This is a genomic window from Flavobacterium sp. 5 (assembly GCF_002813295.1).
In the GTDB taxonomy this organism is placed as follows: Bacteria; Bacteroidota; Bacteroidia; order Flavobacteriales; family Flavobacteriaceae; genus Flavobacterium.
In genome coordinates this window covers 4,889,198-4,913,884 of record NZ_PHUE01000001.1, presented here as the reverse complement: position 1 = coordinate 4,913,884, position 24,687 = coordinate 4,889,198, and the positions used below count along the sequence as shown (strand labels likewise).

Sequence of the window (24,687 nt, the reverse complement as noted above, 5' to 3'; positions counted from 1 at the left end):
AATTATATTCCGAAAGCTGATCTTGAACCACCAGTAACAAATAAAGCTGTCATTCTTGATTTTTGTCCATTAGTAAACATAAACATACCTCTGTCATCTGTATAGTCCATATAATTCATCGTCATTTCATTATGAGCAGGAAGACATGTACTTACGTATGGGTAAACTGGAACACCAAAGTTTGAAGTTTTTGCTACGGGAGTATCTGCAACTAAATCGTTTCCACAAGATGCATCACCCCAAATATGTCTTAGGTTCATCCAGTGACCAATTTCATGTGTAGCAGTTCTTCCTAAATTATATGGATAACTACCAGTACCTGATAATCCAAAGTATTTTGAATCAATTACAACTCCATCTGTAGTTGAAGATCCTCCAGGGAATTGAGCATAACCCAATATTCCTCCACCGATAGTGCAAACCCATAAATTAAGGTTAGTTGTTGGCGATGTTGGATCAAGTCCTCCTTGTTTTGTTTTTTTCATAGCATCTCTTGTGCCCCATGAAGTTTTTGTTGTTGATTTTCTGTTGATTTTTACTAATTCAAATGTTATTCCAATATTTGCAGCAACAGATGCAAACTCTGAAGGAGTACTTGAAAAATCAGGATTTGTTGCAGTATAATCTTTGTTTAATACATCTATTTGTGATTGTATTTGTGCATCGGATATGTTTTCTGCGGACGTTTTATACAATACGTTTACAATTATCGGAATTACGACTTTTCCATTTACTAAACGCTTTGTTAGTATAGCCTTTTGTGTGAAGGCTTCGATTTTATTCATTCGAATAGCCAATGTCGGATCTTCTTTTAATTGTGATTCTAAAACATCTTGAGATGCGCATTTTCGTTGTGTTACAGCTTCCGTTTCAATTGTAGCTTCACTTTGGTCATTTTCGTCGTTTTGGTCGTTTTGACAAGAGAACAACATTAATCCAGCAATAGCTGATAAAATTAGTTTTTTCATGGTAATAGAATTTGTTATAAAATTATTGGTTTGGTTAATAATTATACAATTTTATAACAATATCATATGAATTACAAATTAAATTAACATTTTGTTTTAGCTCTTTTTAGAAAAGTGTTGTTTTACGGGGTTTAATATCAGTGATTTAGGGGTTAATACGTAGGTATATTTTGATTAAAATTATTTATCTGGAAATATTTAACTAATAGACTTGTAAAAAAAAGCCTTTGTTTTTAAAATAAAAAACTGTTTATCTATATATAAAACAATATTGCAAAGTTTCTTTTTAAAAAAAAGTAATAGAATGGAGAATTAATTTGTAAAAATGTAGTTGATTATATTGGCACCCATTTTCAAAGCTTTTTCGCGAACTTCCAATGGATCATTGTGAACTTCAGCATCTTCCCAGCCGTCTCCAAGATCACATTCGTAAGTATAGAGTAATACGAGTTTATCTTCTATAAAAATTCCAAAAGGTTGAGGTCTTTTACCATCATGTTCATGAATTTTAGGCAATCCATTAGCGAAAATAAATGGTTTTTGAAATATTGGATGATTTGCAGGAATTTCAATCAAGTTCTCATTAGGGAATATTTTTTTGATTTCCTTGCGGATATATTGATCCATTCCATAATTATCATCAATATGAAGAAATCCGCCAGCAATTAAATATTTTCTAAGATTAGCAACATCGGAATCGCTAAACACAACATTTCCATGTCCCGTCATATGTATAAATGGATATGAAAGTAAATCGGGACTACTAGGTTCTACTGTTCTGGGTTTAGGTTTTATTTGTGTATTAATATTTGCATTGCAAAATTTTATTAAATTAGGTAATGAAGTTGGATTTGCATACCAATCACCTCCACCATTGTATTTTAACAAAGCGATTTCTTGTGAGAAACAAGGTAAGGAAATGAATAATAATATAAACAAAACTTTTTTCATGCTTTAAGTCTAAATTTCATTACTAAAGACAACACTATGGCAAGCTACGATAGCAGCTGTTTCTGTTCGTAATCTTGTTTCTCCTAATGACACTGGTGTATAATTATTATCAAGTGCTAATTCAATTTCTTTGGTTGAAAAATCACCTTCTGGTCCAATTAATATTGTGTAATCAGTACTTGGAATAAGAATCGATTTTAGGGATTTTTTATTGGTCTCTTCACAATGTGCAATTAATGTTGTACCAGAGTTTTTAACCTTTAAAAAATCTTTTAATGTGATAGCAGGATTCAACTTAGGAAGGTACATTTGGTTGCATTGTTTCATAGCCGAAAGAATAATTTTTTCAAATCTCTCAGTATTAATCACTTTTCTTTCTGATCGATCACAAATAATAGGAGTGATTTCATGTATACCAATTTCAGTTGCTTTTTCAAGAAACCATTCATAACGATCATTCATTTTTGTTGGAGCAACCGCAAGATGTAATTTGTATTTTGGGACTTCAGTTTTTTCAATAGATACTATTTGAACGGTACATTTATTATCTGAGGCTAAAGTAATTTCTGTTTTAAATAATAATCCTAAACCATTAGTAACATGCAGGATATCACTATCTTTTTTGCGTAAAACTTTAATAATATGTTTGCTCTCTTCTTTGTCAAAAGAAAAAGTTTCAGTAGTTTCGTTTATAGTAGGGTTGTAAAATAATTGCATAATTAAAATTGTATTCTTGCTTTAGAAACGACATCAGCAGTTTCAAATTTTTGTGATAAAAACTTTTGATAGCCTACAATTCCAATCATTGCAGCATTATCTGTTGTGTATTCAAATTTTGGGATGAAAGTTTTCCAACCGTATTTGTTTTCTGTTGCTTTTAGAGTATTTCGAATTCCAGAATTGGCAGAAACACCGCCTCCAATTGCAATTTGTTTAATGCCAGTTTCTTTTACAGCTAATTTTAGTTTATCCATCAAAATTTCTATAATAGTATGTTGAATGGATGCACAGATATCATTTAAATTTTCATCAATAAATGCAGGATTTTCATTTTTTTTCTTTTGAATAAAATATAAAATAGCTGTTTTTAATCCAGAAAAACTAAAATCTAATCCAGGAACTTTGGGCTTAGTAAAAGGAAAAGCTTTAGGATTTCCTAATTGAGCATATTTATCTACTAGAGGGCCTCCAGGATAAGGAAGTCCTAATATTTTTGCACTTTTATCAAAAGCTTCTCCAACAGCATCATCTGTAGTTTCTCCTATTATTGTTAAATCAAAAAAGTCATTGACTCTAACGATTTGTGTATGTCCACCGCTAATGGTCAAGGCTAAAAAAGGGAACTCAGGTTTGTCAAAACCTTCTTCGTTTATAAAATGCGCCAGAATATGGGCATGCATATGGTTTACGGCTATAAGAGGAATTTTTAATGCCAAAGCCATAGACTTTGCAAATGAGCTACCAACTAAAAGTGAACCCATAAGTCCAGGTCCTTGTGTAAAAGCTATTGCGGATAATTGCTCTTTTTGAATATTTGCTTTTTTTAATGCAGCTTCAATTACGGGAACAATGTTTTGTTGATGTGCACGAGAAGCCAATTCGGGTACTACACCTCCATATTGATTGTGAATTAACTGATTGGCCACAACATTAGACAATACTTTATCGTTACATAATACAGCAGCAGCAGTATCATCGCAAGAACTTTCTATTGCAAGTATAAAAACCTCAGGAATTTGCATATAAACAGATGAATTTTGAAGTATATTTGATGAATTACCATAAAAATAGTATTTTTACAGCTGTGCCAAAATTAAAGATTTTTTAGTTAAGATATTACCATTTCCAGAGGCAAATAATTTATTTGTATCAAAAAAACAAAAACAACACGTATCAAAAAGATTAAAAAAATAGTATTCCGTACTTTCGTTGGACTAATATTACTTTTGTTAGTACTTTTAATAGCTATTACTATGCCGTTTTTTCAAACAAAGCTGGCGCAGTATTTTATGAAAAGTATCAATGATGATTTTGGGATTCACATGAAAGTTGATGAAGTACAGCTTACAATTTTTGGAGGTGTAAAACTAAAAGATGTCCTCATTATTGATCACCACAAAGATACTTTAATTTATACCAAAAGAATAAATACAACAATTCTTGGATTCAAAAAAATGCTGGATGCTGATTTGGTTTTTGGTGATTTGGCTATGGATGGTGTTCTTTTTAATTTAAAGACCTATAAAAAAGAAAAAAAAAATAATCTGGATTATTTTATTGATGCTTTTGGCACAAGTAAAACACCTTCCAAGAAAAAATTTTTGTTAACTGCTTCAAGTATTGATTTGTCACATGGTCGATTTATTCTGACTGATGAAAATCATGAAACTCCAAAATCTGTTGATTTTACCAAATTAAAAATTTCTGTTACAAATTTCAAAGTTTACGGGCCAGAAGTGTATGCAAATATTCAAAAAATGTCATTTTTGGATCATAGAGGTGTGTATATTAAAAGTCTAAAAGGAAATTATAGTTTTACGCAACAGCACATGATATTAGATAAAATGGAATTAAAAACCGAAGAATCTAATATTAAAGGATATGCTGCATTGAATTATGAAATTGAAGATTTTTCGGATTTTGTAAATAAAGTGGAGTTTGATTTTAAATTAAAATCTTCAAGAATTGCCTCGAATGATATTCGTTGTTTTTATAATGAATTGGGTAAAAATAGAATTTTTAAGCTTAGAAGTCATATTACAGGTACTTTAAATAATTTGAAGTTCTTGGATTTAAGCCTAAAAGATAACAAAGGGACAACTATACTAGGTTTTATAAATTTTAAAAATCTTTTAGGAAACAAAGATCAAAAATTTTATATGAACGGAAAGTTTGATCAGTTGAATAGCAATTATGATGATTTGGTCAGTATACTGCCTAATGTTTTAGGTGAAAAATTACCTGTAATTATAAAGAAATTTGGCAATGTTTCATTGGTTGGTAATACACAACTTACAGCAACTTCAATCCATGCAAATCTTACCGCAAAAACTGCTTTAGGTGCGGTAACGTCTAAATTCACTATTATTGATATGGAGCAAAGTGATAAGGCTACCTATAAGGGATATGTGGTTTTGAATAGTTTTGATATTGGTAATCTATTAGATAATAAGAGTTTATCTAAAGTAAGTTTAAATATTGATGTTGATGGTAAAGGGTTTTCGGAAAAGTATCTAGACACTTCTTTAAAAGGGATTATTTCTGATTTTGCTTATAATGGGTATAACTATAAAAATATATCGGTAAATGGTAATTTTAAATTACCATTATATAAAGGATCAATTATTGTAAATGATCCTAACTTGAAAATGAATTTTGATGGTTTAGTTAATTTAAGTAAAAAAGAAAGTCAATATGATTTTCAGATAAAAATTGATAAAGCTGAATTGCATAAATTGAATTTTGTAAGTGATACTATTTCGCAATTTAATGGCGACGCTATTGTTGATGTACAAGGGAACTCTATTGAGGATCTCCACGGGAATATCTATATAAATAATGCTACTTATGTTAATTCAAAAAGTACGTATCAATTTAATGATTTCAATTTAAATTCGAGTTTTGATGAAAAAAGAATTCGTACTATAAAAATTACTGCACCTGATATTACAAATGGAACAATTGTAGGAAAGTTTAAATTTTCAGAATTAAAAAATTTAGTTTCAAATTCTTTAGGAAGTCTTTATACCAATTATAAACCAGTAAAAGTAAGAAAAGGACAGTTTTTGAAATTTAATTTTGAAGTGTATAACAAAATAGTTGAAGTGTTTTTTCCAGAAATGAAGATAAGTGAAAACACTGTTGTAAAAGGGGTTATTAATTCTGATAATAATGAATTTAAATTTAATTTTAATTCTCCGACTATAACTGCTTCAGAAAATTCTTTCGATAATATTCGAGTTTCTATTGATAATAAGAATCCTTTGTATAATACTTATATCGAATTAGATAGTATTAAAACTAAGATGTACAAAATTCGAGATTTTAGTTTAATTAATGTCACATCCAAAGACACTTTGTTTTTTAGAACTGAGTTTAAAGGAGGTTCAAAAGGTAATGATTACTTTAATTTGGATTTATATCATACTATTGATAAGGATAATAAAAATATAGTTGGTTTTAGTAAATCTGAGATTAAATTAAAAAATAGTTTGTGGTTTTTGAATGAATTAAATACTTCCAATAATAGATTGATTTTTGATAAAAATTTGAAAGAGTTTAAGCTTGATGATTTTATTCTTTCTAATAAAGAACAAGAAATAAAGCTTAGTGGAGAATTCAAAGGAAGTTCGTATAAGGATATAAATGTTGAATTTAAGAACTTCGATATTAACGCATTGACTTCTGCACAGGAGAGTTTTGCTGTCAACGGTAATTTAAATGGTAAAATTAATTTTAATCAAAATAAACTGGTCTATAAGCCAACAGCTTCATTGGTTATTGATGATTTAAAAGTGAATGATCATAATCTGGGTGTCTTAAAGTTTGATATAAAAGGAGATGAAAATTTAAAAAAATTCACTTTATATTCTACTATTGAAAATAAAGATTTTGAGTCTTTTAGTGCTGATGGGAGTTTTGAAATTGTAAATAAAGAAACACTATTTGATTTGAATTTAAAATTTGATCGATTCAATTTGGCTACATTAAGTTCATTAGGAGGTGATGTTATTTCTAATATAAGAGGAATGGTGTCTGGTAATGCTACTATTGGAGGATCAGTAAATAAACCAGATATAAATGGACGTCTTTATGTCAATGATGGAGGTTTAAGTATACCTTATTTGAATGTTGATTATGCTTTAAAGGATAAAACGATAATTGATTTAACTGACGAAAAATTTCTTTTTAGAAATAATACTTTAACAGATACGAAATTTAAGACAATTGGATCTCTAAATGGAGTAGTGGAACATAAGAATTTTTCAGATTGGAAGCTGGATTTGGCAATTAATTCTAAAAGACTTCTTGTATTGGATACTCAAGATAGTGAGGATGCTGCCTATTTTGGAACGGCTTTTATTAATGGTAATGCAACAATTAAAGGGCCTACAAATGGATTGGTTATAAGAGTAGATGCTAAATCTGAAAAAGGATCTGTTCTTAAAATCCCTATTAACAATGCTGAAAGTGTTAGTGAAAACAGCTTTATTCATTTTATTACTCCTAAGGAAAAATTTAATTTACAAAAGGGTATTGTTGAAAAAAAGAAAAATTATAATGGTCTTGAATTAGAGTTTGATTTAGAAATTACACCAAATGCAGAGGTAGAAGTTATTTTAGATAGGAATTCAGGGCACGGTATGAAAGGTAGAGGAAATGGGACTCTATTGTTTAAAATAAACACCCTCGGTAATTTTAATATGTGGGGTGATTTCTTGCCTTATGATGGAACTTATAATTTTAAATATGGTGGTCTTATAGATAAGAAATTCAATGTAAGAAAAGGAGGTTCAATCGTTTGGGAAGGTAATCCAATGAGGGCACAACTTAACCTTGAGGCAGTCTATAAAACATCTGCTAATCCTGCTTTACTGCTTGAAAATTCAAGTGTTAATAAGAAAGTTGATGTTGAAGTTGTTATTGGAATTCATGGCGATTTAACGCATCCAGAACCTGATTTTATGATTGATTTTCCAACAATCAAAAGTGTTTTAAAATCAGAACTTCAGACCGAATTATCAGATAAAGATGTAAGACAAACTCAAGCTTTGTATTTGTTGTCAACTGGGAGTTTCTTAAGTAAAGATGGCTCTAGTCAAGCAGTATCTTCAAGTTTGTATGAAACAGCTTCGAGTATGTTGGGAGGTATTGTGCATTCTACAGACGAAAAGTTTGAAATGAACTTTAATGTTGTTTCTCCAGATAATAGGCCAAGTTCGCAAACCGATGGACGATTTGAGGCAATTGTTTCTTCAAAGGTAAATGAGCGAATTACTATAAATGGAAAAATAGGTGTGCCATTTGGAGGAGTTCATGAATCATCGATTGTAGGAGATATTGATATTAAGTATAGGGTAAATGAAGATGGATCCTTTAATTTGCATTTTTTTAATAAAGAAAACGATATTAATTATATCGGACAAGATATAGGGTATACACAGGGTGTCGGTATATCTTACGAGGTAGATTTTGATACTTTTAGAGAATTAGTAGATAAAATGTTTAAAAGCAAGAAATTAACGAATTCAAATAAACCTGCTGAAAAAGAAATTGATGAAGATTCTAATTTGAGTCCCGATTTTATAAATTTCACAAAACCTACTACCCCCAAAGTAGATAAACCTAAAGTAAATCAAGACGCAGTTCTTCCTGAAGATGACTAGGTGTAAGGTGTTGTTTTTTAATGAATTAAATTTTTAATAAAGAGTTTCGTTAACTTTACTGCTTGCTTTTTTTAGTTTTTCATTTTTGAAAACTATTTAAATAAAGGGTGAATCATTGTCTTCAGGGTGAATCATTGTCTGAAAAATTAATCTTACAAGAAGAAATGAAGATTAAAAATGGAAATAAATTCCATGCTTTTTTTGATTTTAAAAACTTATCAACGAAAACGTTTGAATTTCAGATATTTTATTAAAATGTTAGAAAGCACCCCTAAAATATCTTGGATATTTGCTAAATTTACACTTTAATACTTAAAAAAATGTCAAAAACAATAAAAAAGATAGGTGTACTTACCTCTGGAGGAGACTCTCCGGGAATGAATGCCGCTATTCGTTCTGTTGTACGAACATGTGCTTTTCATAACATTGGATGTGTTGGTATTTATAGAGGCTATCAAGGAATGATTGAAGGGGATTTTAAAGAAATGGGACCCCGAAGTGTAAATAACATTGTAAATAAAGGTGGGACTATTTTAAAATCAGCACGTTCAATGGATTTTAAAACTCCTGAGGGACGTGAGAAAGCTCATAAAAACCTTGTAAAAGCTGGTATTGATGCTTTAGTTGTAATAGGTGGAGATGGTTCTTTTACAGGAGCATTATTATTTAATTCTGAATATAATTTTCCTGTGATGGGAATTCCAGGAACTATTGATAATGATATATTTGGTACAAGCCATACTTTGGGCTATGATACCGCTCTAAATACAGTTGTTGATGTAATTGATAAAATTCGTGATACAGCAAGTTCTCATAATAGATTATTTCTTATTGAAGTGATGGGACGTGACGCAGGTCATATCGCATTGAATGCGGGTATTGGAGCAGGGGCTGAAGAAATTCTTATTCCAGAAGAGGATCTAGGATTAGAACGCTTATTAGACTCTTTGAGAAAAAGTAAAGCAGCAGGAAAATCATCAAGTATAGTTGTAATTGCCGAAGGGGATAAAATTGGTAAAACAGTTTTTGAATTAAAAGATTATGTTGAGGGTAATTTTCCAGAATATGATGTACGTGTATCTGTATTAGGTCATATGCAGCGTGGTGGTGCTCCATCATGTTTTGATAGAGTTTTAGCTAGTCGTTTAGGAGTAAAAGCTGTTGAAAGTTTGTTGGAAGGTACATCTAATTATATGGTTGGTTTATTAGCTGATAAAATTACACTTACCCCTTTAGAACAAGCTATTAAAGGACATACTGAAATTGATAGAGAATTACTTCGAGTTTCAGACATTATGTCGATTTAGAATAAAAAAAAGAAAAGAGAATAAAATAAAAAATAATTTAAATTAAATACAATGTCAAAAGTAAAATTAGGAATAAACGGATTTGGTAGAATTGGAAGAATTGTTTTTAGAGAATCTTTCAATAGAGATAATATAGAAGTAGTTGCAATCAATGACTTATTAGATGTAGATCATTTAGCTTATTTGTTAAAATATGATTCAGTTCACGGTCGTTTTGATGGAACTGTTGAAGTAAAAGAAGGAAAACTTTTTGTAAACGGAAGAAATATTCGTATTACTGCTGAAAGAAATCCTGCTGACTTAAAATGGAATGAAGTTGATGTTGATGTAGTTGCTGAATGTACTGGTATTTTTACAACTATTGAAACTGCAAATGAGCACATTAAAGGTGGTGCTAAAAAAGTAATTATTTCTGCTCCTTCTGCAGATGCTCCAATGTTTGTAATGGGAGTAAATCACGAAACTGCAAAAGCTTCTGATTTAGTAGTTTCTAATGCTTCTTGTACTACAAACTGTTTAGCACCTTTAGCTAAAGTTATTCACGATAATTTTGGAATTGTTGAAGCTTTAATGACAACAGTTCACGCTACAACTTCAACTCAAATGACAGCTGATGGACCTTCTAGAAAAGACTGGAGAGGTGGACGTGCTGCAAGTATAAACATTATTCCTTCATCTACTGGAGCTGCAAAAGCGGTTGGAAAAGTTATTCCTGATTTGAATGGAAAATTAACTGGTATGGCTTTCCGTGTTCCTACTGCTGACGTTTCTACTGTTGATTTAACTGTAAAAGTGGCTAAAGAAACTTCTTACGAAGAAATTATGGCTGTTTTGAAAAAAGCTTCAGAAACTACAATGAAAGGTATTTTAGGATATACTGAAGATGCAGTTGTATCTCAAGATTTTATTTCTGACAAAAGAACTTCAATCATTGATGCTACTGCTGGAATTGGATTAAATTCAACTTTCTTTAAATTGGTATCTTGGTATGATAATGAGTATGGATATTCAAGCAAATTAATTGATTTAGCTGTTCATATTTCTGCTTTAAAATAATATTTATAATTTTACAAGATCCCATTAATTCAAATTAATGGGATCTTGTTATTTTGTTTCTTTATTAAATATTTATAAAATATATAGTTAAGACGCAAAAAATCATAACCAATAAACCAAAAACAATATGAAATTAATAGTTGACAGTGGTTCTACTAAAGCAGATTGGATTGCAATAGATGATAATGGGAAAGTTATGTTTACCACACAAACATTAGGTTTAAATCCAGAAATTCTTAACGGTGATGAAATTGTAGATCGCTTAAACGACCGTTTTGATATATTACAAAATAAAAGTACAGCAACACACTTGTTTTTTTATGGTGCTGGTTGTGGAACAGATAGGATGAAAAAAATGTTATCTGAAATTTTTAGAGATTATTTTTCGAATGCAATAGTTGTTGTTGAAGAAGATACTTATGCTGCTGTTTTTGCTACTACTCCAAAAGGAGAAAGTGCAATTGTTGGTATTCTTGGTACTGGTTCAAATTGTAGTTATTTTGACGGTAAAGTTCTTGAACAAAAAGTACAATCTTTGGGTTATATCGCAATGGATGATTGTAGTGGTAACGTTTTTGGAAAAGAGTTAATTAGAAAATACTACTTTAATAAAATGCCAAAAGAATTGGCTGAAGTATTTGAAAAAGAGTATGATTTGAGCCCTGATCATATTAAAAATAAATTATATAAAGAGCCAAATCCAAATGCTTATCTAGCGACTTTCGCGAAGTTTTTAATCCAACATAAAGAGCATGAATTTTGTCGTAAGATAATTTTTAAAGCAATGAAATCATTCATTAAAAATTATATTAGACAATTTGAAAATTGTAAAGAAGTACCAGTACATTTTGTGGGTTCAATCGCTTTTTATTTAAAAGAGGAATTAGCTGAGATCTTTGAAAAATATGAACTACAATTGGGGAATGTTTTAAGAAGGCCAATTGATGGTTTAATTGCTTATCATGTTGCAAATAGTTAAGGTATGGAGATAGCTATTATTGCTCATGACGGTAAAAAAGAAGATATAGTAAAATTTTTAATTAAAAACCGTGAAGTTTTACAGCAAGAAAATATACAGTTTATTGCAACAGGAACTACTGGAGGTAGAGCAGAAGAAGCAGGTTTTAAAACTAGAAGAATGTTGTCAGGACCGTTAGGTGGTGATGCGCAAATTGCAGGAAGAGTTGCCGAAGGTAAAACTCAAATGGTTTTGTTTTTCAAAGACCCTCTTTCAAGTCATCCACATGAAGCGGATGTTAATATGCTTATTCGTGTTTGCGATGTTCATAATGTGCCGTTGGCTACAAATGAGGCAACAGCACAATTATTGATTAATGCTATAGGATCGCTATCATAGATATTTCTACATTTACATTTTTTGGCAAACAAGCCACTTGAACCGTTTCACGAGCTGGAGCGGTTTTTTCGTTAAAATAAGATCCGTAAACAGAATTAATGCTTCCAAAATCATTCATGTTCATTATGAAAATAGTGGTTTTGACTACGTTTTCAAAAGTCATTCCTGCAGCATCAAGAACCGCTTTCATATTTTCCATCACTTGTTTAGTTTCGGATTCAATATTATCTATAACTAATTCCATTGTTACTGGATTTAGTGCAATTTGGCCAGATGTGTATAATGTGTTCCCTGTTAAAACGGCTTGATTGTATGGCCCAATTGGTGCCGGTGCTTTTTCAGTATAGATTATTGTTTTCATAATTTGCATTTTTTATTATTATTGTCTATCCAATATCAAGAATTGTAAAAATTAGAAGGATTGATTTCTTTTTTCCCATTTGATATCACTAAGTACTCCAGATTTGATTCCAATGTAAAAATTCCAAGTTGCATTTGTGCCAAATGGTGTCCAGTTAAAATCCATTCTCCAGCTCATTAAATCTCTTTCGAAGCGTAATTGAGTAAAGGTTACTCCGTTCTGAACAAAATCATATCCAGTAGAAATACCAGCTTTCCATTTAGGAGTTAAATCAGTATTAGCAGAAATCATAATGGAATTTCCTGTGATTTTTTTCTCTCTATTGTTGTTACCGTATGTTAAGGAATAAGCAAAAGTCATATCCCAAGGTAATTTAGATTTAAAGAATTCTGTAACTACGTCTTCGCCTTCTTCGTCATTATCAGTAAACTGACTGTTTTTTCGATAACTACCAGTATCAATATCAGAGCCAAATAAATCATCTTCACGACCTCCATTCCTTGTAGCTTGAGAATCTTTCTTTTTGTCTTTTTCACCTCTGCTAGAAAGAGAATAATTCATAGTCAAATTGGCACTCGTCATTCTAAAAAGACTACCACCATTATTGATGTTGAAAGTGTTAATCCTAGTTCCAGAATTATCAATCGCATATGGGTCTAAAGTGGTTCCGAAATTTGCATTCAATTTATTATCAAAGAACTGTGTTCCACCGCTTATTCTTAGAGGAGCCCAAGCTAATGTTTTTGCATCAGCATTATAACTAGTTGATAAGTTTAAATTGTTTAATAGCATTATTTTTTTTGCTTCCGTTTTGGTGGTATCTTTATCCGCAACTTTAGCTTCAAAAGTATTGCTAATATTGAAGCCAATAGAGTTTGAGCTATTCAATCCTGGAGCACCATACATACCACCTTCAAATCGGGTGTAATCTTTTCTCATACCTCCACTACCATCGGTGGCATACGTGTCGTAGTATTTCTCAAAGCTAGGGGTGTAACTATGTGAAATTGCAGGTCTCATTACGTGTCTTATTGATTTTATTTTTTTGTCATCACCAAAATTAAAAGTTCCATAAATTGTAGTACCAATACTTGTTGAAGAAGAATAAGTTCTAAACGCATCGAAACCTTTTACATCGGTTGTAACTACCGTCGCTAATTGGCTGTCGTAGTGTTTTTCTATCGTTTTAAAAGCCCAAACTTCATTGTAGTTTAAAGATGTTGAAACACTAAAATATTTAAAAACTTTAAAATTGGTACTTAAAGGGATGGCGTGTTGAAATCCAATATCTGCATTACGAAACATTTCGGGTTTAAAAAACAATGAATCAGTTGTTACAAAGCTGTTTTTCCCATTTAAGCTATATTGCAAGTTGATGTTTTTGATAAAACCTTTTTTTGCTCCATCGTTTACTGCAAAAGGATAAACTCTATCTACGCTAAATTGTAACGTAGGAAGGGTCATATTGATTTCTTTTGTGTTTGTGTTTTGTGAATGTGTTGCTGTGAGTGAAATTCTGCTTTCTGGTACCGAATGAAATACGGTACTGTATGATACAGATGAACTCAGTGTATTGTTTAATGAAGATCCTACGTTGACTTGATTGATAGTTTGCTTGAAATATTCACTACTTCCTAAATTCACTGAAGCAGAAAAAGTTGAATTAGGGTTCGCTTTTGAGTCTTGTGAATGTGACCATTGAATATTATAGATTCTTGTCTTAGAATAATCAGGATATCCTCTTTCACTAATAATATTATTTTCGAATCTAATATTTACATTTCCTTGATAATGGTATCTATTAGCATATGATGATTGCATTCCTAATGCATAACTTCCATTAGTATAATAATCTCCCACAACAGTTAAATTATAATGATCACTTAGAGCAAAATAATATCCTCCGTTTTGAAGTGAGAAACCTTTGGTATTAGAGTCATTATAGGATGGTAAAATAATACCAGAGACACTAGTTTCTTTTGAAAGTGGAAAATAGGCAAATGGTAGGTATATTGGTGTTGGTACGCCTCCAATTACCATATAAGTGGAGCCAGTAACTATTTTTTTTCCTGGAATAAATTTTATTTTGTTGGTTTGAAAATAATATTCTGGATTGTCTACGTCTTTTGCAGTTGTAAATCTTGCGCCTTTAAGAAAGTAAACAGAGTCATTTTCTTTTTTAGTTATAGCAGCTTTTACGTTAAACTCGCCTTGAGTAGTTCTGGAATTCCAAATTAAAGCTTTTTTTGTTTTAAAATTGAAACGAATGGAATCTGGCTGAATTTCATTGGAGCCTTGTTTGAAATTAGGAAATTGAGTGTAATTTCCTAGTGAATCTTTTATTCGACCAGCATAAACTTCATTTTTTTCATAATCCAAGACTATGATACCCGATTTTAACTCAACATCTTGGTAATATAACTCCGCTTTATCGTATAATGTAATAAGTTTTTTCTTTTGCTCAATTTTAGCATAGCTTGCGGCTTTGTAATTTACTTTCCCGTTTAGAAAAACTTTTTTAACTTTAATCGTGTCTAATTTGACAGTGTCAGTAGGTGATTCAGTCGAAGGTGTAGTATTCTTAGCTTCCTCGACAGGTTTCTTAACTTCTTGTTTCTTAGATGAAATAGTCGTTTGTTTCTTTTTCATATCTTGTGAATATAAATTAGAACAACCTATAGATAGGAAAAATGATAGTAAAACGATATTAAATAAGTTTGTATGCAAAGGTTTAAATGCTATTTTTGTAAAATGAAGACTCAAGTATTCGTGTGCCAAAATTACTATATTTTTTTGGCAAAAATAATCAAATCATAAATTTATAAGTGAAGTCTTTTAATTAAATTAACTATTAGATGCATATATCGAAAAAAATAAAAATTGTATTCACGTTTTTAATAGTGATGTCGATGGTCGATACTTATGGACAATCCAATAATTTTAAAGTTACTTTAGATGCAGGTCATGGCGCTCATGATTTTGGGGCTGTTTATAGTGGTAGGATCGAAAAAAATATCGCTTTAGCCATTGCATTGAAAGTTGGTAAAATTTTGGAATCTTATCCTAAAATAGATGTTATTTATACAAGAAAGACTGATGTTTTTATAGATTTAGTGGAACGAGCCAATATAGCCAATAGAGCAGATTCTCATGTTTTTGTATCTATACATTGTAATGCAAATAAAAATTTAGCTGCAGATGGTACTGAAACCTACGTTATGGGGATGACCAAAGTGGCTTCAAATTTGGAGGCTGCAAAAAAAGAAAATGCAGTAATTACTTTAGAAAAAGATTATAAACAAAAGTACGAAGGATTTGATCCTAATTCTCCCGAAACAATGATTGGTATGACTTTGATGCAAGAGGAATACTTGGAAAATAGTATTTCATTAGCGAGTAAAGTAGAAGATGCTTTTGCTTTATTAGGAAAAAAATTGCGTCATGGCGGTGTTAAACAAGCTCCTTATATGGTATTACATAAAGCATATATGCCGAGGGTTTTAATTGAAACTGGATTTGTTTCTAATACTGTTGAAGGTGAATTACTAAATTCAGAACAAGGGCAAAATGATATTGCCAAAGCAATTGCTGATGCTATCATAAGTTATAAAAATGAATATTTTGGAGATGGAGGTGCAGAAACTTTTGGAGAAAAACCTTCACAAATACTTAAAGAAAATCCTGTAAAAGATTCTGAAACTCCCATAAAAAGTTCTCAAACTCCAGAAACAAATAAGACCATTATTAAAAAAGATACTTTAGGTTCTATTTATAAAATTCAACTTTCTGCCAGTAAAAAGAAACTAGCCTTGAAACCACAAAATTTCAAAGGATTAAAAAATGTGTCTGTAATATATGAAGATAAAATTTATAAATATCTATACGGAGAAATCGCTGACTATGAGGAAGCTAAAAATCAATTAAAAGATGTAAAGTCAAAAGGATATGATTCAGCTTTTTTGATCGCATTTAGAAATGGTAAAAAAATAAGCATTCAAGAAGCCATCAAATAATTTTAGTTCAAATATTTTATATTAAATTTACCCATTAAAAAACAAAATTTTGAAAATTACAAGAGAAATAAAGACAGCTATTTTAGTTATAACATCAATTTTATTATTCATTTGGGGATACAGTTATTTAAAAGGGAACGACCTTTTTAATAGTTATAAATTTTTTTACGCCGAATATGAAAACGTAGAAGGATTGGCTCCTTCAGCTCCTGTAACTATCAACGGGCTAATTATTGGTAAAGTAAAATCTATAACACTAACCGAGAAAGGTACTCTTTTGGTTCAATTGCAAATTAATACTGATTTTCCAATTTCTAAATCTAGTACAGCAGTAATTTATGATGCAAGTTTAATTGGAGGAAAGCAATTGGCAATTCATCCAAATTATGCTGATAAAAATATTGCGGAGAGTGGAGATTATCTAAAAGGAGTTATTGAAGTAAGTTTGGTAGACTCATTAGGTGATAAAGTTTCTCCAGCTATGGCTAAAGTCGAAAAGTTAATGTCTAGTGCAGATCAATTAGTTGTTAGTTTTAATGAAGTTCTAGACGCCAAAGGAAAAGCTGATTTGAAAAAGAGTTTAGCTGAACTTAGTGCTACTATGGAACAATTTCATAAAGTAGCTGCGAATGCAAATGTGATTTTAGAAGAAAATAAAGGACAACTGAAAGGTGTAGTTACTAATTTTAATAAAGTTTCTGATAATTTTGTAAAAATATCTGATTCATTAAATAAAGCTGACTTAGGTCAGACAGTCAAAAATTTAAATGCAACTTTGAGTAAAGTTGATGGTATAATGAAAGGTATAGAATCTGGTAAAGGAACTATGGGGAAATTAATGAATGATGATGCTTTGTATCAAAATTTAGCAAAAACTTCAAGAGAGTTAGAATTACTTTTACAAGATGTGAGATTGAATCCAACCAGATATGTAAATGTTTCTGTTTTTGGTAAAAAGAACAAACCATACGTTGCTCCAAAAGATTCTATAACAAACGTAAAAAACTAGTTTCATGACCTATCTTAGTAATGTTTTATTTGCCATTGTATTGATTATTGGATTTGGATATTTTTATTTAAATATCAAAAAAATAATCAGAAATATTAATCTTGGTATTGCTGTAAATCGAACTGATAATGCAAAAGCTAGATGGAGAAATATGGCTATGATTGCACTTGGGCAATCGAAAATGGTAAAACGTCCTGTTGCCGGAATACTCCATATTATAGTTTATGTTGGTTTTATTATTATCAATATTGAATTATTAGAAATTATCATTGATGGTTTATTTGGAACTCATAGAATTTTTGCTCCTATTGGAGTAATTTATGATGTCCTTATCGGTTCTTTTGAAATATTAGCACTTTTGGTTCTTGTAGCAGTTTCTGTTTTTTGGATAAGAAGAAATATTGTCAAATTAAAACGTTTTTTTAACCCGGATTTAAAAGGTTTTCCTAAAAGTGATGCCAATTATATCTTGTATTTTGAGATGTTTCTGATGACTCTGTTTTTATTAATGAATGCTTCTGATTTACATCTACAAAATATTCCTGGAGGATTCTCTCATTTTATAAAAGCGGGTTCTTTTCCAGTAAGTCAATTTATAGCTCCTGCTTTTAATGGAATGTCAAATGAGTTGGTGATGTTACTTAACGAAGGTTTTTGGTGGTTACACATTGTTGGAATCTTGGTTTTTATGAATTATTTATATTTTTCAAAACACCTTCATATTTTATTAGCTTTCCCAAATACTTATTTTGCTAATTTGAATCCGCAAGGACAATTTGATAATTTAGCTTCTGTGACTGCTGAAGTAAAATTAATGATGGATCCAAATGCTGATCCATTTGCGGCAGCACCAGTTTCGGAAAATGCAACTCCAAGTAAGTTTGGCGCTAGTGATATTCAGGATTTAAATTGGGTTCAATTATTGAATGCTTATACTTGTACAGAATGTGGTCGTTGTACCTCTTCTTGTCCAGCCAATCAAACAGGTAAATTATTGTCTCCTCGTAAAATTATGATGGATACTAGAGATAGGATAGAAGAAGTTGGTAGAAACATAGACGCTAACAAAGGTGTTTTTATTCCAGATAACAAAACCCTATTGAATGATTATATTACTCCAGAGGAGTTGTGGGCTTGTACTTCTTGTAATGCATGTGTTGAAGAATGTCCTGTAAATATTAGTCCACTTTCTATTATTATGGATATGAGACGTTATCTAGTAATGGAGAAAAGCGCTGCTCCAATGCCTATAAATGCTATGATGACTAATATTGAGAACAATGGAGCTCCTTGGCAATACAGTCAACAAGATCGTTTAAATTGGAAAAACGAAAATTAATCTGTTTTAAAATAGAATATAAAATACTTGCAAATAGGGACTTAATCTTTTTGCAGAAAATAATATAAAGAATATGTCAGAAAGTTTAATAGTGCCAACAATGGCAGAGATGCTTGCTCAAGGAAAACAACCGGAAGTTTTATTCTGGGTAGGTTGTGCAGGAAGTTTTGACGATAGAGCTAAGAAAATAACCAAAGCATTTGTTCAAATCTTGAATCGTGCTAATGTATCTTTTGCTGTTCTTGGTACCGAAGAAAGTTGTACTGGAGATCCGGCTAAAAGAGCAGGAAATGAGTTTTTGTTTCAGATGCAAGCCATGATGAATATCGAAGTGCTAAACGCTTACGAAGCAAAGAAAATAGTTACTGCTTGTCCACATTGCTTTAATACTTTAAAAAATGAATATCCAGAATTGGGTGGTCATTATGAAGTTGTTCATCATACAGAATTCCTTAAATCATTATTAGATTCAGGAAGATTAACGATTGAAGGAGGTCAGTTTAAAGGAAAGAGAATTGCTTTTCACGATCCTTGTTATTTAGGTAGAGCCAATAATGTTTATGAAGCACCAAGAGATTTAATTCAAAAATTGGATGCAGAATTGGTTGAAATGAAACGCTCAAAAGCAAATGGTTTGTGTTGTGGAGCTGGCGGAGCACAGATGTTTAAAGATGCTGAACCTGGAAACAAAGAAATCAATGTAGAAAGAACTGAAGATGCTCTAGAAACAAAACCACATATTATTGCTGCAGGTTGTCCTTTTTGTAACACCATGTTGACTGACGGTGTTAAAAATAAAGAAAGAGAAGGTGATGTTAAAGTAATGGATATAGCAGAATTAATAGCAAATGCCCAAGATATATAAATCAATTACGAATTTTAAATTCATAATTAATAACTCATAATTCATAATTAATATGTACGTTCCTTTTGAAAATTTACCCGGAGAATCTAAAATTTGGATTTATCAATCGAATAGAAAATTTTCGGATGCCGAGTTTTCTGAAATCGAAACAGATTTGCAATCCTTTCTTAACGAATGGGCCGCACACGGAACTAGCCTTGAATGTTCTTATTTGTTAAAATACAATCGTTTTATTATTTTAGCAGTTAACCAAGAAATTCAAGCAGCAACGGGGTGTTCTATTGATTCTTCAGTAGAATTTATCCAAAGCTTAGAAAAAAAATACAATGTAGATTTATTGGATAAAATGAATGTAACCTTCAAACTTGGAGATCACATTGCACACAAACCATTGATTGACTTCAAGAAAATGGTCAAAGATAAAGCCGTTACCGAAAACACAATTGTCTTCAATAATTTGGTAAACAATATCGAAGAATTTAATGAATCTTGGGAGGTACCTGCTTTAGATAGCTGGCATAGTCGTTTTTTTTAACCGAATCAAAAACAAAAGATGTCTAAAATTATTTGTCTTTTTTTATTCCTGTTTTGTTTTTCAATTTCAAATGCTCAAAATTCAGATATTGATCTTTTAGAAAAAATCAATCTCAATAGAAATACAAACATAGAACCTCTTATGAAAGGGGTGACCAATAGTACTTTTGCTATTAGTATCGGAACTCCAGTTATTATATATGCTGTCGGATTGATAGAAAAAGACAGTACTACCAAAAAAAAAGCAGTCTTTGTTGGAGAAACATTGGCTGCTTCTGCATTTATTACTCTTGTATTAAAAAACAGTATTAAGCGAGATAGACCCTATGTAACCTATCCAGAAATTGATAATGTTACTAATGAGTCGAGTTATTCCTTTCCTTCCGGACATACTTCTGCAGCTTTTGCAACGGCTACATCATTAAGCATGGCATATCCTAAATGGTATGTTATTGCACCTTCTTTTTTGTGGGCAGGTGCAGTAGGGTATTCCCGAATGTATCTCGGAGTTCATTATCCTACCGATGTTTTGGCAGGTGCGATCGTAGGTAGTGGATCTGCTTTTTTATGCTACAAATTGAATAAATGGATTAATAAAAAAAGAGCACCACATCAAAAAAAGCTTTGGGAATAAATTATTTTTAACTTCATCAATTTCAATTCACTTCATTAGTTTTAAAAAGTTTATTTAGGCGTGACCCTCCCAAAAAGGTCGGGTCGGGCTTTCCGTTCCTGCTTTTTTATATTCGGCGAAGAAAAATCGACAAATATAAAAAGAGCTCTACTTCAATCCCACACGCAAAAAAAAGATTAGGAAGTAAACGATGTATGTTTTAAAATAAATAGATTTTTAAGGCTGCATCAATAGTATTTATTCCCAATAATGATACGTATGCCCTCAGGACCCCATAGTTGACGCTGCAGACGTCAAATATGGCGTTCGGAACCCTAAATTTGACGCCTGGAACCCCATAATTGACGTTGTATAACCCCAAATTTGATGTCAGGAACGTCAAATATGGCGTCTGGAACCCCATAGTTGGCGTTAATGACCCCAAACTTGACGTCTGGAACGTCAAATTTGGGGTTATTCGTAGAATTCTATCACTAAATTGCATTCTAGTCCGAAGTGATAACGCATGCAGTCAATTAAATTTGAAAATAGTCCGATACAATTGAACCATATTACACAACATTTGACCTAACCTTAAAAATGTTAAAATTTAACTTTTTTTTCATAATAAACCCCAGCTAATCTCCTTACTTTCGTTAGACTTTAAAATCATATATAAAAAGTGCATAACCTAAATATAGTAGTAATATTTATAGTGATTTGCAAATTAAATATGATCAATAAAAACAATCAAATATATATATGAAAATAGCAATTGTTTGTTATCCTACTTTTGGCGGAAGTGGAGTAGTTGCAACAGAATTAGGTTTGGAGTTAGCTAGAAGAGGCCATGAAATTCATTTTATTACCTATAGTCAACCAGTACGTTTGGCATTACTTAATCCAAATGTTCATTATCACGAAGTAATAGTTCCTGAATACCCTCTTTTTCATTTTCAGCCTTACGAATTGGCTTTGTCCAGTAAATTGGTGGATATGGTTAAATTGTACAAAATTGAAGTTTTGCACGTACATTATGCTATCCCACACGCATATGCAGGTTATATGGCGAAACAAATGCTAAAAGATGAAGGAATTGATATTCCAATGGTGACAACTCTGCATGGGACAGATATTACTTTGGTAGGGAATCATCCTTTTTATAAACCAGCGGTGACATTTAGTATAAACAAATCAGATTATGTGACTTCAGTTTCTCAAAGTCTAAAAGATGATACGTTGAAATTATTCAATATAAAAAATCAAATTCAGGTTATTCCTAATTTTATTGAATTAAATAAAAATGATTATGATCCGACTGTTCCTTGTAGACGTTCAGTAATGGCCAACGATAATGAAAGAATAATTACGCATATTAGTAATTTTCGAAAAGTAAAGCGAATTCCAGATATTATTAAGATTTTTTATAAGATTCAAAAAGAAATTCCAGCCAAATTAATGATGGTAGGAGATGGACCTGAAAAAGAGAAAGCAGAGAAGTTGTGCAGAAAATATGGTATTCAGGACAAGGTAATATTCTTTGGTAATAGCAATGAAATTGACCGAATTTTGTGTCTTACCGATTTGTTTCTTTTGCCTTCAGAAACCGAAAGTTTTGGTTTGGCAGCACTCGAAGCTATGGCATGTGGAGTTCCCGTAATATCAAGTAATTCGGGAGGTTTACCTGAAGTAAATAGTGATGGCGTTTCAGGTTATTTGAGTGATGTTGGTAACGTAAATGAAATGGCTGAAAATGCATTGAAAATTTTAAAAGAAGACAGCGTTCTTAATGAGTTTAAAAAGAATGCGTTGCATGTTGCTGAACAATTTGATATAAAAAATATTTTACCAATCTATGAGGATTTATATCATAAAGCGATTAATAAATACAAATAAGTAATTCAATATAATTAATAAAAAATCCATCCTATTTTATTGATAGAGATGGATTTTTTATTTTAGAATTTGTACCGAATGCTTAAACCAAAGTTAATTCCAAAATCATTTCTCTCATAATTATTAAAGACATATTCAGGTCTTAGATCTATAGCTAATTGAATAGGAATTTCTTTAAAGTTATATTCAATACCAACATCACCGTTGATTACATAAAAAATACCATTATCATTTCCATAGCTGTTCATATAATTGTTATCGGTATTCCAAGATCCTAATCCTCCACCAAAACCTGCATACCAATCTACTTCCTTTTCAAAATTCCAATACCATTGGTAAATTCCAGATATTTTTAAAGCATCAGTATGGTTATCATTTGTCCAACCAAAATCAAGTTCTAATCTGTTTTTTAGAGATAGTTTGTTCTGATACGAAACTTCAATGCCAAGGCCATGATTGTTTCCAAATCGAAGCCCAATCGCATTTTTTAAAGTGTTTTCCTGTGCTTGACTAGAAAAGATGATACCAAATAATAAATATAAGCAATAGTAGTTTTTTTTCATATGCCTATTCTAAAGGGGTTATCCATATTGGATTTTTAAAGTTACAAAAAATAGAAAAACAATGTTAATTATTTTTAAATCAATTGGTTGATTTTTTTGTTTGATAAAATAAATAATTGATTTGCTTTAAAAATTGAAATTATTTGATATAAAGGAATATTTGTTAATTTAAGAGTTTACTATAAACTACCTCTGAAAACCATTGGATTTATAAAGATATTGAATGTAATTAATGTGAAATATTACTAATTTATAATTTTTAGTTTAATGCATAAAACTTACATTTGCGTAAAATTTTTATACAATGGCAGGAAATAGCTACGGAACACTATATAGAGTAACCACTTTTGGAGAATCGCATGGAGAAGCATTGGGTGGAATTATTGATGGTTGTCCATCAGGAATTCAACTAGATTTGGATGCAATTCAATTTGAAATGTCGCGAAGAAAACCAGGTCAATCTGCAATAGTTACCCAACGTAAAGAACCAGATGATGTACAGTTTTTATCTGGAATTTTTGAAGGTAAAACTACAGGTACGCCAATTGGTTTTATTATTCCAAATACCAATCAAAAATCAGATGATTATTCACATATTAAAGATAATTACAGACCAAGTCATGCCGATTATGTGTATGACAAAAAATATGGTTTTCGTGATTATAGAGGTGGTGGACGAAGTTCAGCACGTGAAACAGCAAGTAGAGTAGTAGCTGGTGCTATTGCAAAACAAATGCTTCCTGAAATAAAGTTCAATGCATATGTTTCTTCAGTTGGACCTATTTTTCTTGAAAAGCCTTATCAGGAATTAGACTTTTCTAAAATAGAAAGTAATCCAGTACGTTGCCCAGATGAAGAATCTGCCATAATCATGGAAGAATATATTCGTCAAATTCGTAAAGAAGGTGATACTGTTGGAGGGACAGTTACTTGTGTAATCCAAAATGTGCCAATCGGATTAGGTGAACCTGTATTCGATAAATTACATGCTGAATTAGGAAAAGCAATGTTGTCTATTAATGCTGTAAAAGGTTTTGAATTTGGAAGCGGATTTGAAGGTGTAAAAATGAAAGGTAGTGAACACAATGATTTATATAATTCTGATGGAACTACTCAAACCAATCTTTCTGGAGGAATTCAAGGAGGTATAAGTAATGGAATGGATATTTATTTTAGAGTAGCTTTCAAACCAGTAGCTACTATAATGCAAAAACAAGAGTCTTTAGATAATAAAGGAAATATCACCGAAATGGTTGGAAAAGGACGTCACGATCCATGTGTTGTTCCTCGTGCAGTTCCTATTGTAGAAGCTATGGCAGCTATTGTTTTGGCCGATTTCTTTCTTTTAAATAAAACATATTTGTAATTGAAAATAATTTCAAAAAACAAATATTGCTTCTGATAACGTTATGAAAATAATGTTTTTTTGAAGAAGAATATATTCAGTATTTTGACGAGCTAAATATTGA

At 31.1% G+C, this 24,687-nt stretch carries 20 protein-coding genes; 13 read left to right on the top strand and 7 right to left on the bottom strand.

Features of this window, described 5'->3' with window-relative positions:
- Window positions 1–2 precede the first annotated feature (2 nt).
- The 4 genes from CLU82_RS20505 to tsaD form a co-directional block, all read right to left on the bottom strand.
- The gene (locus CLU82_RS20505) at window positions 3–968 is read right to left on the bottom strand and encodes a zinc metalloprotease (protein WP_100844854.1); all 966 of its coding nucleotides are present in this window, start codon (window positions 966–968) and stop codon (window positions 3–5) included.
- A 312-nt stretch (window positions 969–1,280) separates the two neighbouring features.
- Entirely contained in the window at window positions 1,281–1,919 is a 639-nt protein-coding gene (locus tag CLU82_RS20500; protein WP_100844853.1) for a DUF4159 domain-containing protein, read from the bottom strand.
- 9 nt (window positions 1,920–1,928) lie between these two features.
- The gene (locus CLU82_RS20495; protein WP_100844852.1) at window positions 1,929–2,636 is read right to left on the bottom strand and encodes a 16S rRNA (uracil(1498)-N(3))-methyltransferase; all 708 of its coding nucleotides are present in this window, start codon (window positions 2,634–2,636) and stop codon (window positions 1,929–1,931) included.
- 2 nt (window positions 2,637–2,638) lie between these two features.
- On the bottom strand, window positions 2,639–3,661 hold the full coding sequence (gene tsaD / locus CLU82_RS20490; protein WP_100844851.1) for a tRNA (adenosine(37)-N6)-threonylcarbamoyltransferase complex transferase subunit TsaD: 1,023 nt from the start codon (window positions 3,659–3,661) through the stop codon (window positions 2,639–2,641).
- 267 nt (window positions 3,662–3,928) lie between these two features.
- On the opposite strand from tsaD, the gene CLU82_RS20485 reads away from it, so the two are divergent.
- The 5 genes from CLU82_RS20485 to CLU82_RS20465 all read left to right on the top strand — a co-directional run bounded on the left by CLU82_RS20485 (window position 3,929) and on the right by CLU82_RS20465 (window position 12,025).
- Window positions 3,929–8,305, top strand: coding sequence for a translocation/assembly module TamB domain-containing protein (locus CLU82_RS20485; RefSeq protein WP_232735287.1), 4,377 nt, complete (start codon window positions 3,929–3,931; stop codon window positions 8,303–8,305).
- Between the two features lie 320 nt (window positions 8,306–8,625).
- Window positions 8,626–9,612, top strand: a complete 987-nt coding sequence (pfkA, locus tag CLU82_RS20480; protein ID WP_100844849.1) for a 6-phosphofructokinase — start codon at window positions 8,626–8,628, stop codon at window positions 9,610–9,612.
- A 51-nt stretch (window positions 9,613–9,663) separates the two neighbouring features.
- Window positions 9,664–10,668 carry a type I glyceraldehyde-3-phosphate dehydrogenase gene (gap, locus tag CLU82_RS20475; RefSeq protein WP_100844848.1) on the top strand — a complete coding sequence of 335 codons (1,005 nt, stop codon included), beginning with the start codon at window positions 9,664–9,666 and terminating at the stop codon, window positions 10,666–10,668.
- 127 nt (window positions 10,669–10,795) lie between these two features.
- Window positions 10,796–11,647: an N-acetylglucosamine kinase gene (locus CLU82_RS20470; RefSeq protein WP_100844847.1), complete on the top strand. Its 852-nt coding sequence runs from the start codon at window positions 10,796–10,798 to the stop codon at window positions 11,645–11,647.
- Window positions 11,648–11,650: 3 nt separating this feature from the next.
- The gene (locus CLU82_RS20465) at window positions 11,651–12,025 is read left to right on the top strand and encodes a methylglyoxal synthase (protein ID WP_100844846.1); all 375 of its coding nucleotides are present in this window, start codon (window positions 11,651–11,653) and stop codon (window positions 12,023–12,025) included.
- On the opposite strand, the gene CLU82_RS20460 is transcribed toward CLU82_RS20465, so the two are convergent.
- Window positions 12,006–12,386 carry a RidA family protein gene (locus CLU82_RS20460; protein WP_100845101.1) on the bottom strand — a complete coding sequence of 127 codons (381 nt, stop codon included), beginning with the start codon at window positions 12,384–12,386 and terminating at the stop codon, window positions 12,006–12,008. The two genes, CLU82_RS20465 and CLU82_RS20460, sit on opposite strands and share 20 nt — an antisense overlap.
- 51 nt (window positions 12,387–12,437) lie before the next feature.
- Window positions 12,438–15,035, bottom strand: coding sequence for a putative LPS assembly protein LptD (locus CLU82_RS20455; RefSeq protein WP_232735286.1), 2,598 nt, complete (start codon window positions 15,033–15,035; stop codon window positions 12,438–12,440).
- A gap of 206 nt (window positions 15,036–15,241) precedes the next feature.
- On the opposite strand from CLU82_RS20455, the gene CLU82_RS20450 reads away from it, so the two are divergent.
- The 7 genes from CLU82_RS20450 to bshA all read left to right on the top strand — a co-directional run bounded on the left by CLU82_RS20450 (window position 15,242) and on the right by bshA (window position 22,655).
- Window positions 15,242–16,399, top strand: a complete 1,158-nt coding sequence (locus CLU82_RS20450; RefSeq protein ID WP_100844844.1) for an N-acetylmuramoyl-L-alanine amidase — start codon at window positions 15,242–15,244, stop codon at window positions 16,397–16,399.
- 49 nt (window positions 16,400–16,448) lie between these two features.
- Window positions 16,449–17,408, top strand: a complete 960-nt coding sequence (locus tag CLU82_RS20445) for an MlaD family protein (protein ID WP_100844843.1) — start codon at window positions 16,449–16,451, stop codon at window positions 17,406–17,408.
- 4 nt (window positions 17,409–17,412) lie between these two features.
- Window positions 17,413–18,747 carry a (Fe-S)-binding protein gene (locus CLU82_RS20440; RefSeq protein ID WP_100844842.1) on the top strand — a complete coding sequence of 445 codons (1,335 nt, stop codon included), beginning with the start codon at window positions 17,413–17,415 and terminating at the stop codon, window positions 18,745–18,747.
- A 73-nt stretch (window positions 18,748–18,820) separates the two neighbouring features.
- Complete coding sequence (locus CLU82_RS20435; RefSeq protein ID WP_100844841.1) at window positions 18,821–19,612, top strand: (Fe-S)-binding protein; 792 nt, start codon at window positions 18,821–18,823, stop codon at window positions 19,610–19,612.
- A 52-nt stretch (window positions 19,613–19,664) separates the two neighbouring features.
- Entirely contained in the window at window positions 19,665–20,147 is a 483-nt protein-coding gene (locus CLU82_RS20430; protein WP_100844840.1) for an ABC transporter ATPase, read from the top strand.
- Window positions 20,148–20,165: 18 nt separating this feature from the next.
- Window positions 20,166–20,780 (top strand): phosphatase PAP2 family protein, encoded by a 615-nt coding sequence (locus CLU82_RS20425; protein WP_100844839.1) that lies wholly within the window; start codon window positions 20,166–20,168, stop codon window positions 20,778–20,780.
- A 741-nt stretch (window positions 20,781–21,521) separates the two neighbouring features.
- The gene (gene bshA / locus CLU82_RS20420) at window positions 21,522–22,655 is read left to right on the top strand and encodes an N-acetyl-alpha-D-glucosaminyl L-malate synthase BshA (RefSeq protein ID WP_100844838.1); all 1,134 of its coding nucleotides are present in this window, start codon (window positions 21,522–21,524) and stop codon (window positions 22,653–22,655) included.
- Window positions 22,656–22,717: 62 nt separating this feature from the next.
- On the opposite strand, the gene CLU82_RS20415 is transcribed toward bshA, so the two are convergent.
- On the bottom strand, window positions 22,718–23,218 hold the full coding sequence (locus CLU82_RS20415) for a hypothetical protein (protein WP_100844837.1): 501 nt from the start codon (window positions 23,216–23,218) through the stop codon (window positions 22,718–22,720).
- Window positions 23,219–23,522: 304 nt separating this feature from the next.
- Between CLU82_RS20415 and aroC the strand changes: the two genes are divergently transcribed.
- Window positions 23,523–24,584 carry a chorismate synthase gene (aroC, locus tag CLU82_RS20410; RefSeq protein WP_100844836.1) on the top strand — a complete coding sequence of 354 codons (1,062 nt, stop codon included), beginning with the start codon at window positions 23,523–23,525 and terminating at the stop codon, window positions 24,582–24,584.
- Window positions 24,585–24,687: the final 103 nt, after the last annotated feature.

Excerpts from the sequence above, each read along its gene's own strand:
- CLU82_RS20505 (WP_100844854.1), bottom strand. The coding sequence starts at position 968 with ATGAAAAAACTAATTTTATCAGCTATTGCTGGATTAATGTTGTTCTCT.
- CLU82_RS20500 (WP_100844853.1), bottom strand. The coding sequence starts at position 1,919 with ATGAAAAAAGTTTTGTTTATATTATTATTCATTTCCTTACCTTGTTTC.
- CLU82_RS20495 (WP_100844852.1), bottom strand. The coding sequence starts at position 2,636 with ATGCAATTATTTTACAACCCTACTATAAACGAAACTACTGAAACTTTT.
- tsaD (WP_100844851.1), bottom strand. The coding sequence starts at position 3,661 with ATGCAAATTCCTGAGGTTTTTATACTTGCAATAGAAAGTTCTTGCGAT.
- CLU82_RS20485 (WP_232735287.1), top strand. The coding sequence starts at position 3,929 with ATGAAAAGTATCAATGATGATTTTGGGATTCACATGAAAGTTGATGAA.
- pfkA (WP_100844849.1), top strand. The coding sequence starts at position 8,626 with ATGTCAAAAACAATAAAAAAGATAGGTGTACTTACCTCTGGAGGAGAC.
- gap (WP_100844848.1), top strand. The coding sequence starts at position 9,664 with ATGTCAAAAGTAAAATTAGGAATAAACGGATTTGGTAGAATTGGAAGA.
- CLU82_RS20470 (WP_100844847.1), top strand. The coding sequence starts at position 10,796 with ATGAAATTAATAGTTGACAGTGGTTCTACTAAAGCAGATTGGATTGCA.
- CLU82_RS20465 (WP_100844846.1), top strand. The coding sequence starts at position 11,651 with ATGGAGATAGCTATTATTGCTCATGACGGTAAAAAAGAAGATATAGTA.
- CLU82_RS20460 (WP_100845101.1), bottom strand. The coding sequence starts at position 12,386 with ATGAAAACAATAATCTATACTGAAAAAGCACCGGCACCAATTGGGCCA.
- CLU82_RS20455 (WP_232735286.1), bottom strand. The coding sequence starts at position 15,035 with ATGAAAAAGAAACAAACGACTATTTCATCTAAGAAACAAGAAGTTAAG.
- CLU82_RS20450 (WP_100844844.1), top strand. The coding sequence starts at position 15,242 with ATGCATATATCGAAAAAAATAAAAATTGTATTCACGTTTTTAATAGTG.
- CLU82_RS20440 (WP_100844842.1), top strand. The coding sequence starts at position 17,413 with ATGACCTATCTTAGTAATGTTTTATTTGCCATTGTATTGATTATTGGA.
- CLU82_RS20435 (WP_100844841.1), top strand. The coding sequence starts at position 18,821 with ATGTCAGAAAGTTTAATAGTGCCAACAATGGCAGAGATGCTTGCTCAA.
- CLU82_RS20430 (WP_100844840.1), top strand. The coding sequence starts at position 19,665 with ATGTACGTTCCTTTTGAAAATTTACCCGGAGAATCTAAAATTTGGATT.
- CLU82_RS20425 (WP_100844839.1), top strand. The coding sequence starts at position 20,166 with ATGTCTAAAATTATTTGTCTTTTTTTATTCCTGTTTTGTTTTTCAATT.
- bshA (WP_100844838.1), top strand. The coding sequence starts at position 21,522 with ATGAAAATAGCAATTGTTTGTTATCCTACTTTTGGCGGAAGTGGAGTA.
- CLU82_RS20415 (WP_100844837.1), bottom strand. The coding sequence starts at position 23,218 with ATGAAAAAAAACTACTATTGCTTATATTTATTATTTGGTATCATCTTT.
- aroC (WP_100844836.1), top strand. The coding sequence starts at position 23,523 with ATGGCAGGAAATAGCTACGGAACACTATATAGAGTAACCACTTTTGGA.